This is a genomic window from Alcanivorax sp. HI0007 (genome assembly GCF_001635525.1).
GTDB lineage: Bacteria > Pseudomonadota > Gammaproteobacteria > Pseudomonadales > Alcanivoracaceae > Alcanivorax.
The window spans coordinates 1-15714 of record NZ_LWEJ01000013.1; the positions used below are offsets into that span (position 1 = coordinate 1).

At 60.9% G+C, this 15714-nt stretch carries 17 protein-coding genes; 8 read left to right on the plus strand and 9 right to left on the minus strand.

Annotated elements, in window-relative coordinates; translation table 11 throughout:
* On the plus strand, nt 1-628 hold a 628-nt coding region (locus A3714_RS00975; RefSeq protein WP_231867807.1), incomplete at its 5' end, for a LysR substrate-binding domain-containing protein.
* Nucleotides 629-964: 336 nt separating this feature from the next.
* Here the strand turns inward: A3714_RS00975 and A3714_RS00980 are convergent.
* On the minus strand, nt 965-1873 hold the full coding sequence (locus tag A3714_RS00980) for a 6-carboxytetrahydropterin synthase (protein WP_062815831.1): 909 nt from the start codon (nt 1871-1873) through the stop codon (nt 965-967).
* Nucleotides 1874-2120: 247 nt separating this feature from the next.
* On the opposite strand from A3714_RS00980, the gene A3714_RS00985 reads away from it, so the two are divergent.
* Entirely contained in the window at nt 2121-2459 is a 339-nt protein-coding gene (locus A3714_RS00985) for a histidine triad nucleotide-binding protein (protein WP_062815832.1), read from the plus strand.
* Between the two features lie 48 nt (nt 2460-2507).
* Entirely contained in the window at nt 2508-3104 is a 597-nt protein-coding gene (locus A3714_RS00990) for an ACP phosphodiesterase (RefSeq protein ID WP_063508605.1), read from the plus strand.
* Between the two features lie 122 nt (nt 3105-3226).
* Here A3714_RS00990 and A3714_RS00995 read toward each other — a convergent pair whose 3' ends face one another.
* Both A3714_RS00995 and A3714_RS01000 read right to left on the minus strand, forming a co-directional pair.
* Nucleotides 3227-4060 (minus strand): SDR family oxidoreductase, encoded by an 834-nt coding sequence (locus A3714_RS00995; RefSeq protein ID WP_062815834.1) that lies wholly within the window; start codon nt 4058-4060, stop codon nt 3227-3229.
* 60 nt (nt 4061-4120) lie between these two features.
* Nucleotides 4121-4984, minus strand: a complete 864-nt coding sequence (locus A3714_RS01000) for an alpha/beta fold hydrolase (protein WP_231866012.1) — start codon at nt 4982-4984, stop codon at nt 4121-4123.
* A gap of 30 nt (nt 4985-5014) precedes the next feature.
* Here A3714_RS01000 and A3714_RS01005 point away from each other — a divergent pair, with 30 nt between their 5' ends.
* On the plus strand, nt 5015-5467 hold the full coding sequence (locus tag A3714_RS01005; protein WP_062815835.1) for a 3D domain-containing protein: 453 nt from the start codon (nt 5015-5017) through the stop codon (nt 5465-5467).
* 94 nt (nt 5468-5561) lie between these two features.
* On the opposite strand, the gene A3714_RS01010 is transcribed toward A3714_RS01005, so the two are convergent.
* Genes A3714_RS01010 through A3714_RS01020 form a run of 3 tightly spaced genes read right to left on the minus strand, consistent with a single transcriptional unit; the run spans nt 5562 to nt 8693 of the window.
* On the minus strand, nt 5562-6320 hold the full coding sequence (locus tag A3714_RS01010; RefSeq protein WP_063508604.1) for an SDR family oxidoreductase: 759 nt from the start codon (nt 6318-6320) through the stop codon (nt 5562-5564).
* Complete coding sequence (locus A3714_RS01015) at nt 6317-7252, minus strand: alpha/beta hydrolase (RefSeq protein WP_063508603.1); 936 nt, start codon at nt 7250-7252, stop codon at nt 6317-6319. The genes A3714_RS01010 and A3714_RS01015 overlap by 4 nt, the downstream gene beginning before the upstream one ends.
* Nucleotides 7236-8693 (minus strand): NAD(P)/FAD-dependent oxidoreductase, encoded by a 1458-nt coding sequence (locus tag A3714_RS01020; protein WP_063508609.1) that lies wholly within the window; start codon nt 8691-8693, stop codon nt 7236-7238. The genes A3714_RS01015 and A3714_RS01020 overlap by 17 nt, the downstream gene beginning before the upstream one ends.
* Nucleotides 8694-8795: 102 nt before the next feature.
* Here A3714_RS01020 and A3714_RS01025 point away from each other — a divergent pair, with 102 nt between their 5' ends.
* The gene (locus A3714_RS01025) at nt 8796-9803 is read left to right on the plus strand and encodes an AraC family transcriptional regulator (protein WP_063508602.1); all 1008 of its coding nucleotides are present in this window, start codon (nt 8796-8798) and stop codon (nt 9801-9803) included.
* Between the two features lie 139 nt (nt 9804-9942).
* On the opposite strand, the gene A3714_RS01030 is transcribed toward A3714_RS01025, so the two are convergent.
* Nucleotides 9943-10404: an LEA type 2 family protein gene (locus A3714_RS01030; protein ID WP_063508601.1), complete on the minus strand. Its 462-nt coding sequence runs from the start codon at nt 10402-10404 to the stop codon at nt 9943-9945.
* Nucleotides 10405-10681: 277 nt separating this feature from the next.
* On the minus strand, nt 10682-11437 hold the full coding sequence (locus A3714_RS01035; RefSeq protein ID WP_062815841.1) for an SDR family NAD(P)-dependent oxidoreductase: 756 nt from the start codon (nt 11435-11437) through the stop codon (nt 10682-10684).
* A 125-nt stretch (nt 11438-11562) separates the two neighbouring features.
* Here A3714_RS01035 and A3714_RS01040 point away from each other — a divergent pair, with 125 nt between their 5' ends.
* From A3714_RS01040 to A3714_RS01050, 3 genes are all read left to right on the plus strand, one after another.
* Complete coding sequence (locus A3714_RS01040) at nt 11563-12060, plus strand: hypothetical protein (protein WP_062815842.1); 498 nt, start codon at nt 11563-11565, stop codon at nt 12058-12060.
* A 7-nt stretch (nt 12061-12067) separates the two neighbouring features.
* Entirely contained in the window at nt 12068-13939 is a 1872-nt protein-coding gene (locus tag A3714_RS01045; RefSeq protein ID WP_063508600.1) for a lipopolysaccharide assembly protein LapB, read from the plus strand.
* Between the two features lie 100 nt (nt 13940-14039).
* The gene (locus tag A3714_RS01050) at nt 14040-14657 is read left to right on the plus strand and encodes a LysE family translocator (protein ID WP_082844662.1); all 618 of its coding nucleotides are present in this window, start codon (nt 14040-14042) and stop codon (nt 14655-14657) included.
* 36 nt (nt 14658-14693) lie between these two features.
* Here the strand turns inward: A3714_RS01050 and A3714_RS01055 are convergent, their stop codons facing one another.
* Nucleotides 14694-15668 carry an FAD:protein FMN transferase gene (locus A3714_RS01055; RefSeq protein ID WP_082844661.1) on the minus strand — a complete coding sequence of 325 codons (975 nt, stop codon included), beginning with the start codon at nt 15666-15668 and terminating at the stop codon, nt 14694-14696.
* Nucleotides 15669-15714 lie beyond the last annotated feature (46 nt).

Below are 15714 nucleotides of genomic sequence, written 5' to 3' on the forward strand. Positions count from 1 at the left end.
AGCTCACGTCCGAAGGGGTCATATCGTGCGGCGCCTGCGTGCGGAAGCCCCGCACGTGGTGCTGGACTTCCTGACCCCTTCGGACGTGAGCTACCAGGACATGGAGCAGGGTCGGGTGGACATGGCGGTGAACCGGTTTAACGAGATTCCCGGTTCCTTTCACCAGGTGAGTCTGTGGAAGGATTCCTTTTCCTGTCTGCTGAACCGGGATAACCCCATTGCCGGTGATTTCAATCTGGACAGTTACCTGTCTGCGCAACATATCTGGGTCTCGAAGACCGGTTTCGGGGTGGGGTTCGGCATGAATCCGGAAAAACTCGGTGGCCTGGGCTGGATTGATCATGCCCTGGAGCAGTTGGGCAAGAGCCGCAAGATCAGCATCTTTACCCGTCACTACCAGATGCCCGCCTTGCTGGCCATGAACAACGACCTGGTCGCCACTCTCCCCAGCCGGGTGGCGCGGATGCAGGCTCAGAACGAACGCTTGCTGATCAAGGAGCCGCCTTTTGATATTCCCCAGTTCGAACTGAAGATGGCCTGGTCATCGTTACTGCACCACAACGTGGCCCATCGCTGGTTGAGACGGCTGATTCAGGAAGAGGCGGAAAGTATTCTGGCGGAGGAGTAGCTACGAGCGACGCTCCCGGGATAGGGCAAGCCTGAAAAGCTCCTCATGCGCTGAGATATCTACGAAGCCGCTTGTAGGAGCAGCTATGATTGCATAGCGAACCGCGCTTGCGCGGAAATCGCCCGTAGGGCGATCAGGCATTTCAGCGCGCGTCAGATTGCAGAAAGAACGGCTGACGACAATCCTCTGTTGCCTCGCTACGCTCGGTTCGCACCTGCAAGAGGTGCTCCTACATTCAATCGCGCCGCCAGCGACGCTCCTACAGCCTCTGGGGCGCGGGTACGGGTGCAGTCTTTCCCGCGTTACAGCTTGAAGCCCATACCTAGCCGTTGCTTCTCAAATCACCGCCGCCCCACTTAGCCAACCACTGTGGGCCTTGCCGGGCAGGTTTTCCCCGGCTTCGGCGATGGCGCCTTTGCCCACGCCCTCAAAGGCCCGCACGCGAAAGTGTTTGCCGGGGGCTTCAGTGGCGAGTTGCTCGGCAATGTGGGCGGCCAGCTGTTCCACGGTGGTGTCGGTGTCCACCAGATAGCAGTGGTCCTCAGGGATGACCAGCTCGAAATGCCCCTGGGGCGCATCGTAGCGAAAGCGGTGGTGGGGGATTTCGTCGATGTAGTAGGTGCCTTCCAGGTCCTCTTCGGTACCCAGGTAGATATCTTCCCAGCGGTCCGCCCAGAGTTTTTCCCAGTAGCGGCTGCGGCGGCCATTTTCGAAAATGTGGATGCCGGAGCGATGGCCATGGGCAATACGCTGGCAGTTGCCGTCGTGTTTCTTCAGGCCATGGGAATAGTGATAGAAGGGGGCCGTGCCGGTATCTTCCTCGCGCAACACGATGTGCACTTCCGCCACATTTTCCGGTACCACCTGCTGCACCAGGTCCATCAGGAACAGGGTCAGGTTGGCCTTGGAAATTTCCGGGCCGTTCATCAGCAGCAGGCTTTCGCTGGGCGCCACCATGCGGATGGTGCCACCCCGGTAAAGCCACTCCAGGCTGGTGTTGTTGTCCCGTTCACTCACGGTAGCGTGTTCACTATCCACCGGCACCAGTAGGCGATGATCCACGCTGTCGTCGATGATCTGCTTGATGCGTTTTTTGATATGGCCGAAGTCGAACACCATGCCCTGATGATCCAGGTCGCCGGTGAGTTCCAGATCGACCAGCCAGGATTCACCGACCATGCCGCGTTTGGGATGCAGATAGGAGAAATCGGCGACGGTTAAATTTTCGACAAAAAGTGTGGCCATGCGGTTCCGGTGGAATCAGGTTGGGTTTCGACAGACTGTCTCCTGAGTCCATGACGTCATCATGGCGCGTCATGCGACCCTGACGTCATGGATTCAGGTGCTATAATGCCATTATTCTGGTCTGCCGCTAAGGTGCACGTCACTCGCAGCGAGCATTTTACGAGCAGTTAGCGTGCGAGCTGTGAACCGGGGCACACCTTGTGCCGGAGAAACCGTTCATTCCTGCCTATCCGGAGCGTTACCCACCATGGCTGAAACCCTCTTTTCCAAGATCATCGACCGGGAGATTCCCGCCGATATCATTTTCGAAGACGACCAGTGTCTGGCTTTCCGGGATATCAATCCCCAGGCGCCCACCCACTTCCTGGTGATCCCCAAGAAACCGATTGCCAAGCTGTCCGATGCAGAAGCAGAGGATCAGGCGTTGCTGGGCCACCTGCTGCTGGTGGCCAGCCAGGTAGCCGGGCAGGAGGGGCTGGAAGATTTTCGCCTGAACGTGAACAACGGGGCCGGTGCCAGCCAGACCGTATTTCACCTGCATGTGCATGTGTTGGGGGGGCGTCCGTTCAGCTGGCCTCCCGGTTGAGGGGCGCCTGGACGGGTTGCTGATGGTGCAAGGATTTCAGGACAGATCATGAACTACCTGGCGCATCTCTCCCTGGCCCAGCCCTCGGTGCCCTCCAAAGTCGGCAATGTGCTGGGGGATTTCATGCATGGCGTGGAACGCTCCCGGCTCAGTGCGCCGGTGCGTCGGGGCCTGGACAACCATCGTCTGGTGGACCGGTTTACTGATCACCATCCCTGGGTGCAGGCCCAGCGTCGCACTTTTTCACCGGACCGTCGCCGCTTTGCCGGCGTGGCCCTGGATGTGCTGTTTGATCATTTTCTCTGGCAGCACTGGGCGGCGTTTTATCGCCATGATCGGGAGGCCGCCATTCGCCGTCACTATGCGCATCTGCAATCCGGCTTGCCGCTGATGCATGCGGCCATGCGTGAAAGGGTGGAGCGGCTGATCGAACACGATCTGCTTAATCAATACCGGGATCTGGCGCGGGTGGGGCAGGCACTGGATGTGATTGCCGGGCGCATCCGTTTTGCCAACCGCTTCGCTGGCATCATTGAGGAAATCGCGCCCCGCTATGCGGCGCTGGAGCAGGGATTCCTGGATTTCTACCCCGAGCTTCAGGAAGAGGTCAAGGCCGCACGGGTGGAGGAATCGCTCTCTTTGTAGGAGCTATGCTTGCATGGCGAAAAGGATCCTCTGCTTGCAAGGTTCTTCCTGCGAACCTGAAGCCCCTTCCGCCATGCCGGCATGGCTCCTGCGGGAAAGGCGTTATCTCAGTGGTGGGATTCTCACAGCGTCGGCAGGTCCAGCTCGGCCATGGTGTCGAAATACAACTCTTCCGCCAGCTTCTGGTTGCGTGCCCGTGGCGAACGCAGGGCCGGTTTGTGGTTGGCGAAGTATTCCCCGGTGATGTCAGCGTACTGCGGGTCCAGCGCCAGGCTCACCGGCAGGGTCGCCGCCTTTTCCGGAGTGGTAAGGGTGGGGCGGATCAGGGCCATGGCCGCTTTGGGCACATGACGGAAGATCGGCGTGTCCACGCCGCCGGGGTGCAGCGCATTACTGGTAATGCCGATATCCCGCAGGCGCTCGGCAAGCACATTGCTGAACAGGATGTTGCCCAGCTTGGACTGGCCATAGGCATCCATCACCAGATAGGGCTTGCGGCCGCGCCAGGTGTTCTTGTTGATCCGTCCCAGCCAATGCGCCACGGAGGCGACGTGCAGGATGCGTGGCTGATTTCCTTTCTTCAGCAGCGGCAACATCAGGTGGGTGAACAGCACCGGCGCCAGATAATTGACCCCGAACTGCATTTCATAACCCTCGCGGGTGAATTCCTGCTGAGTGGGCACGACGCCGGCGTTATTGATCAGCACGTCCAGCTCGCCCAGCTCGCGGTAGATCATCGCGGCATTGTCGCGGACATTCTCCAGATCGGAAAGATCCAGCGGGAACAGCCGGACCTTGGCGTCAGGATGGCGATTCTTGATGCGAGCAATAGCAGCCTGGCCCTTGGTCTGGTCCCGACAGGCCAGTGACACTTCTGCGCCATGGCCGACCAGTTGCTCGGCGGTACAGTAGCCGATGCCGGAATTGCCGCCAGTAATCAGGACACGCTTGCTCATGATTTGCTCCGCTGTGGTTTGCGCCAGCTTACCAGTATGAGTGCGTCCTGTGAGGCCAATCTAATGCGGGGTGCGATCAATCCAGTCGAGGATGTCATCAGCCACCTGCTGCCACCGGGGACCCTGGAGCAGCAGGTGAGGCCCTTCGGGATAGAAGCGGTATTCGCCCTGGTCTGCCAGGTGGTCGTGAAGATGGCTGATCCCGGCCGCAGGCACGGAGTTGTCCTTGCCGCCGTAGAGCAACAGTGACGGTGTCTGGATCGAGGGCGCCCGGTCGCTGGCGCTGTCAGCCAGCTTGATCAGACCCCAATAGGCATCCATGCGCACATTACGGATCACCCGGGGATCCGTTGCCAGCCGCTGGGCACTATGGTCTGCCAGGTGCGGATCATCGGGGCGGCGGTCCACGGTCAGACGATATCCCGGGGCCAGGAAGGCGGCGCTGGCGATGGCCGCATTCCAGCCATAACGCAGGCGAATGCCTTCACGTACGGCGGGCCCGGCCAGCACCATGCCGGCGACTTTGTCTGGCACCTCCAGGGCTGCCAGGATCGCCACGGCGCCCCCCAGGCTTTCCCCGACAAGGAACACCGGACGTTGATAGCGTTCATAGAGTTGCTCGATCTGGAAGATGGCTTCCGAGACCAGTTGTTCCTCCCCGGCCCATTGGCCCTGCTGGATTCGGTCGCCGAATCCGGCCTGGTCATAGCTGACCAGCAGGTGTCCATGATCCGCAAGGTAAGGGCCCAGCGCCTCGAAGGCGGCGCCGTAGTCACCGAAGCTGTGCAACCCCAGTATCACCGCATCGGGCTCCCCGGCGGGTTGCCATTGGCGCAGGGTATCGGTGAGGGGCGCAGGGGCAGCCGTATCCTCCGCCCTTTTGTCGGAAACCAGGTTGCAGGCCGACAGCAGACCGTGAAGCATAACAAGTGTGACCAGACGGAGAATCATCGAATGAGTCTAGCAATCCGCCCGCAACGGCGAGTGAATGCCTGCGCCTTTACCCTGGCATTGCTGGCGGTGACCTGGCTGGTGGCGCGTTGCGAGGCGGATACTGCAACCCCCGCTGCAGCGGACACGGTGACCATGACAGTGACTGCCACGGCGTACAATTCCCTTCACGGTCAGGGCGCCGGTGCGGACCATGCCCTGGCCGCCTGGGGCGATCGCCTCACGCCGGGCATGAAGGCCATTGCGGTGTCACGGGATCTGATCCCCCTGGGGCTGGACTACAATGCCGAGGTGCAGATTGAGGGCTTGCCCGGGACCTGGCAGGTGAAGGACAAGATGCACTGGCGCTGGAAAAAGAAGATCGATATTTACATGGGTGAGGACATACAGGCGGCCAGGCAGTGGGGGCGCAGAAAGGTGACGATTACCTTCCTGGCACCTCAGGACGAGCCCTAGCTTGACCCCCCCCCCGGCTGTAGGAGCGTCGCTGGCGGCGCGATTCTGACTTCCTTTATCGCGCCGCCAGCGACGCTCCTACGGAGAAGCTGCGTCAATCCCGGCTCAGGAACTGCAGCAACAGACGTGTCGAGCCGCTGGGCAACGCCTTGTCCAACAGCTTCAGCAGCTTGAAGCTGAGCCCCACCGGGTTGTGCACCGGGACTTTTTCGTTGGCGGCCTGCCAGACCTTTGCCACCACGTCGTCGGCACTCAGATTGACGCCCATGCGGTCCAGTATCGGCGGACGGAAGCTGGCTTGCTCCACCATGGGGGTTTTCACGAACGGGGGCATGATGTCCACCACACGAATACCCTGTCGACCCCATTCGATGTTCAGCGCTTCGGTGAGTGAGCGCACGGCGAACTTGCTGGCGGAGTAAGAGGCGAAATGTGGCACACCATAAAGGGCTGAGGCGGAACTCATATTGATGATCGCCGCCGCCCGGCTTTCCTGAAGGAAAGGGTGGGCGGCCAGGCTCATGTTGATCAGCCCGGTCACGTTGATATCGATGATCTGCTTGTGCTGCTCTGCGCTGATGGACTCGAAGGGTCCCATGCGCAGGATGCCGGCACAGTTGAACAGCACATCGATGCAGCCGTCTTCGGCAAAGTCCCTGCAGGCGTGTTGACAGGCAATGCTGTCGGTCACATCCAGTCGCCGGTACCAGCTGTCGTTCAATGTGGCCGCCAGCTCGGCCAGCGCAGTGTCGTTCACATCCGTGAGGCCCACCCGCCAACCGCTGTCATGGAAATGTCTGGCGGTGGCCAGGCCGATGCCGCTGGCGGCACCGGTGATCAGGATACGTTTCATGCGCTGACATCCTTCCAGTGTTTATGGATAAAGCGGGCGCAGGTCATCAGCGCCTGATCCGCATCGGCCAGGACGCCAGCGTGGAGCTGGAAATCATGCCAGCGTTGTGGGTGGACCTGAAGACGAGCCGGGGTGCCGGCGTCGTTCAGGGCGGCGCACAGGCGATGGCTGTCGTTGAGAAGGATCTCGTCGCTGCCGGCCTGGATCAGTACCGGGGGCAGCCCGGTCAGGTCGCCATTGAGGGGGGAGCAGGCCGGCCGAGTGGGATCTTCGCCGCCGTAGGCGTCAGCGGCGCTGGCCAGCCAGGCTGGGCTGAGCATGATGTCCCGGTCGGTGTCGAACAGGTCGTTGAGGCTCAGGTCCACCCAGGGTGAAATCAGGATGGTGCTGCAGGGCAAGGCGGTTTTTTTCGCCTTCAGTGCTTGCAGGGTTGCCAGAGCGAGGCCGCCGCCGGCGGAATCACCGGCAATCACCAGAGTGGCAGGGTCCACCCCTTCTGCCAGCAGGGCATCGTACACGGCCACGGCATCCTCGATGGCGGCGGGGCAGGCATGCTCCGGTGCCAGCCGGTAGTCCGGAACCACCACTCGGGCATTGGCGAATTTCGCCAGGTGTGAGGTAACGGACCGGTGACTTTCCGGGCTGCCGGCCACATAGCCACCGCCGTGCAGGTAGAGCACGGTCCCCTGGGCATTCAATGGCGCATAGTGGCGACAAGGCACGTCGCCCAGCGGCGCGTCATGGCTGGGCACATCTCGGGCGACCAGGGTGGTCTTGGCCATGATGTCCATCCAGCGGCGCTGAGTCTTGACGCTGAAGCGCGGGTTGGCCACTGGTTTGAACAGCATGGCCAGGGACTGGCGCAGGGCGCCGGCCAGCAATTGCTGGGTGCCGGACTGGGCCCGGCTGATTCGATCAACGAAGGAGGTCATAGTCACTCAGGTCCAGGGTCCGTGTCTGGCGGCGGTAGTCGAAGGTAAAGCCGGGCCAGTTGTTGGTGTTCTTGCCGCTTTCGGTCTTGTACCAGCTGTGGCAGCCCTTGTCCCAGACGGTATTGCTGATCTTGTCCTGCACCGTCTTGTTGAATTCGTCCTGTACCCGGTCACGCACTTCCAGTGCCTTGATGTCCTGTTCGTCCATCTGCGCCACACATTGCAGGATGTAATGAATCTGGCTTTCCAGCATGTAGATGATGGAGTTGTGGCCCAGGTTGGTGTTGGGGCCATAGAGCATGAACAGGTTGGGAAAGCCGCGCACGGTGATCCCCAGGTAGGCCTCGGCGCCGTCTTTCCATACTGCATTCAGGTCGGCCCCGTCACGGCCGGTAATGGTCATGGGGGTGAGGAAGTCGGTGGCCTTGAAGCCGGTACCGTAGATGATCACATCGGCGTCGTGGTGGGTGCCGGTGCTGTCGGTCAGGCCGCTCTGGTCCACCGAGCTGATTCCGTGGTTGATCACTTCCACATGCTCCTGGGCCAGGGCCGGGTAATAATCGTTGGACATGAGGATGCGCTTGCAGCCCATGGGGTAATCCGGGGTCAGCTTCTCGCGCAGGGCGGGATCCTTGATCTGTTGCTTCAGGTGGCGGCGGAATAGCCACTCATACACCTTCATGGCTTTCTGGAAGGTGGTGAAGCCCAGAGCGCGGGATTCATTGGTGGCATAGATGCGCAGCCGGTCCAGGGTCTGGGTAATGGGGGCCTTGCTCAGCACCTGGTGTTCCAGTTTGCTGTAGGCGCGATCCGGTTTGGCAATCACATGGGCAGCGGAGCGCTGGAACAGCTTTACCTTGCCGGCCACCTTGGCCACTTCCGGCACGAACTGGATGGCGCTGGCACCGGTACCCACCACGGCCACGGTCTTGCCGGTCAGGTCCACGTTGTGGTCCCAGCGGGCGCTGTGGAAGTGCGCCCCAGCAAAATCCTCGATACCGGATAGTGGCGGGTAAGCGGGCTGGTTGAGCTGGCCGGTGGCGGTGATCAGCACCCGGGTGGTCAGGGTGTCGCCGTTGGTGAGCGTCAGTTCCCAGGTGCCGTTGTCATCCTGGTAGCGTGCTTCGGCCACTTCGGTGTTGAAGCGGATGTGCCGATACAAGTCGTACTTGCGCGCGCAGTATTGCTGGTAGGAAAAGATTTCCTGCTGCGGCGCGAAGCGGCGGCTCCAGGGGTAATGGCGCTCGAAGGAAAAGGAATACAGGTGCGAAGGTACATCGCAGGCGGCGCCCGGGTAGGTATTGTCACGCCAGCAGCCACCCACATCGTGGCCCTTCTCAATCATCAAAATATTCTCTTCGCCCTGGGCTTTCAGGCGAATGGCCATACCGAGTCCGCCGAAGCCGGCACCGATAATCACCACGTTGTGGGTTACTTGCATGGTAAACATCCCAGTAATCTTTTATTGATGGTTACTCTAACGGGGCGGATACGTCTTGTTTATGGCATTCTGGGACAGAAAATTGTGGGAAACGGACATTTCATGGATGTACGTCGAGCTATCACCAGTGTGCGTTTGCAAATGGCCTACGCCGCCGAACAGGGGCTGGACGCGGGGGCCTGTCTGGCCGGCAGCGATATTGACCCGGCCATGCTGCACCGGCCGGAAGCGACCATCGAGCGGGCCCAGGAGCGCCGGGTGGTGGAGAACCTCTGTGCGCAGCTGGACGATCCGGTCAGACATGGCCTGGCCATGGGGCAGCGTTACCACCTGAGCAGTTACGGGGTGTGGGGCTTTGCCCTGCTCAGCAGCCCTACCTTCCGGCAGGCGGTGGAGCTGGGGGTGCGCTATCTGGATCTGACTTTTGCCTTTCTGGATATCCGTCTTGAGGAGGAGCGGGGGGAGGCGGTGTTGATGCTGGACGACAGCGGGCTGCCGGAAACCATTCGCCCCTACCTGCTGGCTCGGGATGCCAGCGCGGTGATGATGGTCCAGGAAGAATTGTTCGCCAGCCGTATTCCGCTGTCCTCCCTGGTGCTGCGCCTGCCCGAGCAGGACCCGGGGCCGTTTACCGCTATCTTCGGGTTGCCGCCCCGTTTCGATCAGTCGCACAACCAGGCCCGGTTTGTGGCAGGTCTGCTGGATATGCCTTTGCCGCAAGCTAACCCGGTCACCGCCCGACTCTGCGAAGAGCAGTGTCAGCAACTACTGGTGCAGCGCTATCGACAGGGTGGGGTGGCGTTGCAGGTTCGTCGGCGCCTGCTCAGCCAACCGGGCAGCTTTCCTGATATGGAGGCCATGGCCTCAGAGCTGGGTGTGACCAGTCGCACACTGCGTCGGCAGCTGCGCACTGAGGGCACCGGTTACCGGGAGCTGTTGGATGAAGTGCGACGGATGCTGGCGGAACAGTGGTTACTCCTGGGGGGGCTGGGCATGGAAGAGATCAGCGATCGGCTGGGATTTTCCGAGCTGTCCAACTTCAATCACGCTTTCCGCCGCTGGACCGGCCAGACCCCGGCCCGGTTTCGGCGCGAGCGGCAGAGGAAGTGACGTGTTATCACAGAGGTTTCTTGAATAGGCTGTAGGAGCGTCGCTGGCGGCGCGATTCTGGCCTCCTTCATCGCGCCGCGAGCGACGCTCCTACAGCAAGGGTTGTTAACGAAATCAGGCTGCTATGCGCTCAGGCACTTCAAGGCATCGCTGGCAGCGTCATTTCGCCTTCCTTGTCGAAAGACAGCGGCAGCGGTACGCCGGCAACGCGGGCCTTGCCCACCAGCCGATACTGCAGGGGCTTGTCCTGTTGCTGCTGGATGTTCTGTAACTGCTTCAGGCTACTCAGCAGGCTGGTGGTAATGGTGGTGTTGACCTTGGCATCGCCCATGGCGGGCAGGGTCACGCTCTCACCGGTGAGGCCGCGGGCAAACTTTTCCCCGTTGATGAAGATCTCGTAGTCGAGACTCTTGAGGGTCAGCTCCCGATCATTGGGGTTGCGGGCCCGCAGGGTCAATCCCCATTCCTGCTCGAACAGGCTGATGCTATTGAGCGCAATGCCCGTAACGCTGACTTCCGGGGCTTCCAGTGATCCCAGTGTCTGGCAGCCGCTTGTGATCATGGCAGCCATGATCAGCCAGATGGCAGCAATCTTTCTCATTCCCTAACTCCTTTGCATGGGCCCGGTTAGAGGCAAGCATAGCGGGAAAGTTGCATCAATGAAGCAGGCGGATGAGTTGTCGCGGAGAGACAGGATAGGTGCATGCCGAACGGCCCGGTCTCCCGCCACGCCACCGCGCCCCTGGCGGGGCGCGCATGGCGCGGCATCCTGATCGGGCCGCCGGCATGGATGCCAATACACGAGGTGTATCGACCTTTTGATAGTGGCGCGGATCGGCGGGGTGTGGCAAGCGATAAGTGTGACAATTTTGTATCTGTTACCAGGGGAGCGTGTCCCCCTGCCAATTGATAAAGCGGCCACTCTGTTCCGGGGTCGCCCTGTCCAGCTGCTGGGTCAGTTGTTCGGCTACCCATGGTGGCGAGAACAGCTTTCCTTCCGGTACCCGGGATTGAAAAGGCGCCGACAGGGGGGTATCCGTTGTTCCGGGGTGCAGGGCAAGCACCGTCAGTTTAGGGGCCCGACGGCGGGCTTCCACCGCGAAGGTGCGCAATAGCTGGTTCAGTGCCGCTTTGCTGCTGCGATAGCTGTACCATCCGCCCAGATGATTATCGGTGATGCTGCCCACCCGGGCGGAAATGGCGGCAAAGACTGCCGGTTGCTGACGAAGCAGTGGCAGCAGCCCCTGGGCCAGCAATATGGGGGCCCAGGCGTTCAGACGGAAGCTGTATTCCAGGTTTTCTGCGCAAAGATCTTCCAGGCGCTTTTCCGGGGAACGATTGTGACCGGAGTCGTGCAAGACACCGGCGCAGTGGATGACACGGGACAGATGGTCGGTGTATCCGGCGGTGGCCGCAGCCAGTGAGGCCGGCCCCTGGGCGGTTGCCAGATCTGACGGGATCAACCTCAGGCGGTCATTGTGGTCGTTCAATGTTGCCAGTGGAGAGTGGTCAGGGTGTCGGCTGCTGGCAATGACGTGATCTCCCCGCGACAGATGCAGGTGAGTGAGCGCCAGACCGATACCGGAACTGGCGCCGGTAATCAGTACCGGGTAGGGAAGGGATTCGCTGGTCATGGCGGAAGAATCGCCGTTAGTCGGACAAGCTGACGTGAAGAGGGGATCAGTTGTGACAATCACAACAGTCAAAGGGACATGGCTATGGTAGATTCACAAAAAACCATCAGGATTGGGGGAGCGCAATGCGCCGTGTAGTAGTGTTGCTGTTGATGTTGTTTGCCAGCCAGCTTCATGCCGCCGAGCTGGACAAGGAACTGGCGGATTTCAAACGCGACGTGCTGGAAGTCAATAAACGCCTGTTGCTTCTGGAAGAGGAGTTGCTGTTCCCGGCGGATACCCAGGTGGGCATTTATGTGTCGCTGGATGTGGGCCATTACTTCCAGCCGGACAGTGTGACCCTGGAGCTGGATGGTGAAGTGCTGGCCAGCCACCTTTATACCGAGCGGGAATTGCGTGCCCTGAAAAACGGGGCGGTGCAGCGGCTGGCACTGGCCAACGTAAAGAACGGCGAGCATGAGATCGTTGCTTTCGTGACCGGTATGGGGCCAGAGGGCCGCGAGATCCGCCGGGGTGTGACCGGTCGATTCGACAAGCGCCATGGTCGCCATTTCGTGCAGCTGCATATCGAGGACGATAAGGCCAAACAGCAGCCCCGTCTCCTGTTCCGTGACTGGCGCTGAGGCGAGCATGCTGAAGTGGTCTGCCATGGTGTTGATGCTGGTCAGCTCACTGGCCTGGGGACGGCTGGATAAGCCGCATCAGGTACAGGAACTGGCCTATGGGGAAGTGGCCTATCTCTACCTGCAAGGCGACTATTTTGCCGCCTTGACCCGGGCGCAAATGGCCCTGGAGCGAGGTGAGGTGGATGTGCACCGGGCCGACCTGGAGGTGCTGCTGGGAGCCATGTACAGCGCCTACGGTATGCCGGAGGATGCTGAGCGTGTCTTCAGTGCCCTGCTGGATCAGCAGGTCAGTGGCGAGGTGGCCCAGCGAGCCTGGATTCATCTGGCCGGTCTTTTCTACCGCCAGCAAAAATACCAGCGAGCCCTGGAGACCCTGGAACAGCAGGTGGGTACCCCTCCTGAAGGCTTGCAAGAGGTCTACCTCAGTCTGCGGGCACGGGTCTTGATGCGCCTGGGTCGCTATGAGAAGGCGGCGGAATCCCTGGATGCCTTTGCTGAAAATCACCCGCTCAATGCCTATCTGCGATACAACCTGGCGATCAGCTGGATCAATGGCAAGCACCCGGGGCTGGGCCAGGAATGGTTGTGGGAGCTGGCCAATCTGCCGCCCGGCGCACCGGAAGTGAATGCCATCAAGGACAAGGCCATGCTGGCCCTGGCCATTTACATGCTGCGCAGCGACCAGGAAGACCGTGCCCTGCAACTGCTTCGTGACGCGCGCCTGGAAGGGCCCTTTGCCGATGTATCCCTGTTGCTTTATGCCCGTGCCCTGCTGATCGAGAACCAGCCGGCCCGGGCCCTGCCGGTGCTGCAGAAACTGGACCGGCAATCAATTCAGCGCTCCACGGTGCAGGAAGCGCAGCTGGCCATCCCTTACCTTTACGAGCAGATGGGCGATCAGCGCTCCGCGCGTCAGGCTTTCCAGACCGCATTGGAACGTTTTGACGGGCTGGAGCAATACCTGCTGGAGGTGGAGGCACGCATTGCCAGCGGCGCCTGGTTTGAGGAAATGGTGGGTGAGCCCCGCTGGTCCACCGCCATGGACCCGGTGCCGCCGTTTCTGCCGAAACGGGTAAAGAGCTTCCCCACGTTTTATGAATGGTTTGCCACCACGGAATTCCAGCATGGTTGGCACAATTATCACGAGCTGATGCGTCAGCGGAATCTGCTCACCCAATGGCAGAATACCCTGCCTGCCATGCAGACCATGCTCGCCGCCCATGAGCGAAAGCATCAGCAGGTCAGACCCCAGGCGAAGGCCCTGCTTCGGGAGTTGTCCCAGCAGGATTTTCAGGAGCGCCTGACCCGATTGCAGCGAGACTATGACACGGCGGTATCCGAGCAGGACCCCCTGCCGTTTGCCACCGACAAGGAGCAACGCCTTTGGGAGGCCCAGCAGGAAGCGGAGCGCAAGACCCGTGGCTGGGGCAAGCGCAAACGGCCGGATATGACCGCCAAGCTGGATTTCTACAAAGGCATTCTGCTTTGGGAAATGCAGGAGGATATCGTACCGCGGCAATGGCAACGAAAGCAGGAGCTCAGTGAGATCAGCACCCTGCTGGATCAGACCCGGGTGTTACGCAGCCGGGTCATGGTGGCCAGCAACCGGGTACAGCGGCTGGAATACTTCCGCCAGGAACTGCCCGCCCTGGAGCGGGAGCTGGCCAGCTTGCAACAGCGTGGTGAGCGACTCATGCGCCGTCAGCAGTACTCGCTGCAAGCCTCGGCGTTTGAACAGGTCACGGTAACCCGCAAAAGACTGAAACGGTTCAGTGCGGCGGCCCATGAGGGGCTGGCGGATCTGTATAACAAGGCGTTGCGCAATCGCCGGGAGCCGGCGGCGGCTGCCAGTGGTGTCGAGGCGCCGGTAGAGTAGGCGCTGACACTCTTGTCGCCTGGCGCTCAGGGTGCCGAGGACAACCGGGGTAGCGGCTTTATGGCTGCCTTGCTGATGGACAACAGATTGATGGCAGGGCATGGCCATGGATGGATACGGGGTACTGTTACTGATACCGGTAATGATGCTGCTGGCGGCGCTGCCCAGTACCAGTGTGGCGCTGGTGGTGGTGCGTTCTGCCCGACTGGGCGTGGGGCACGGCCTCTGGGTCGCTGCCGGTATTGTGGTGGCAGATCTGCTGTTTGCCGGCCTTGCCCTGTGGGGCATGACCGAATTGGCGCGGCAGCTGGGTGGTTTTTTTTCGCTGGTCCGAATTCTCGCCGGGCTCTGGCTGGTGTGGTTCGGCATCACGCTTATCCGCAGTCGTGACACAACCGTCAGCGGCGCGTCCATCAGGGGGAGTAGCAAGGTGGCCAGCTTTCTGGCCGGGCTGGCGGTCACCCTGGGCGATATCAAGGCGATGGTGTTCTACGCGAGCCTGTTTCCCCTGTTTGTGGATATGCACACCCCGGCTGTCGGGTATCTTGTTACGGTATTGCTGATTACGGTTTTCAGTGTGGGTGGAGTTAAGGCCATCTATGCGTTGCTGGCCGAGCGGATTGCCCGTCACCGTCATCCCCAATGGCGAAAGCCCCTGAACATGGTCGCCGGCTGCACCATGATTGGCGCCGGCACCTGGCTGGTAGTCCGCCCCTAGGAGCGAAACGGGAATAGCGGGGAGGGGGAGTGCCGCCTATTCCGGTGCGGTGAGATCATTGGAATAAACCACGTTACCGCGGCGATCGATGATGATGGCGGAGGTGTTCGCCAGCTGATTGATCAGCGCCAGACCTTTTTCCACTCCCAGCACAAAGACACTGGTCGAGAGAGCATCTGCGTCCAGGCTGTTGCCGGCCAGTACGGTAACGCTGGCCAGGCCATCAACGCTCTTGCCGGTTTGCGGCGACAGGATATGGTGGATGCGGCGGCCATCACGGATAAAGTAGCGCTGGTAGTCGCCGGAGGTGGACATGGCCAGGTCGGCGATGGGCAGTCGCATGGCCACCTTTTCCCGATTACGGGGATGCTGGATGCCGACTTCCCAGGGTCGCCCCCGGTGGTCGCCAAGCACATAGCTGTCGCCGCCCAGTGACAACCAGGCATGGGCAATGCCTGCTTCTTTCAAAAGCGCGATGCCCCGATCAATCGCATACCCCTTGGCGATGCCGCCCAGGTCGATGCGGGTGCCGGGAGAACGAAAATGCACGCGATGATCCGGTAGCAAGGCAATACGCTCGGCGCCGATGTGACGTGTGGCATCGGCCAGCGCTGTCTCATCCGGTGCCTTGCCTTGCCGATAGTCATAGAGATGACCGGCACTGGCAAAGGTGATATCGAAGGCGCCGTCGGTGAGCTGATAGAAATAGAGAGACCGTTCCAGTAGCTGGTAAAACTCCGGGCTGATGGTTTGCGGTGCCTTGTGCCCCAGCCGGTTGAGCCGGGCAAGCTCGCTATCGTCCACCCAGGGAGAGAGCAACTGGTTGAGCCGTTCCATCTCCGTTTCCAGTTGCTGGAACAGGTCGGTGGCATCGTCTTCGGACCACAGGGAGACGCTTGCGCGGGTGCCCATCACATCCCAGTGGTGCTGTTGCCAGTTGGCGTACACGGGGAGTGACAATAGCAGCACAAGGCAGGCAAACAGTGCGCGCAGCGGGTGGGGGCGAAGCATCAGCGTATCCGGGACCAGTGTGTGGATGTTGGCGCTTTGCCAGCAA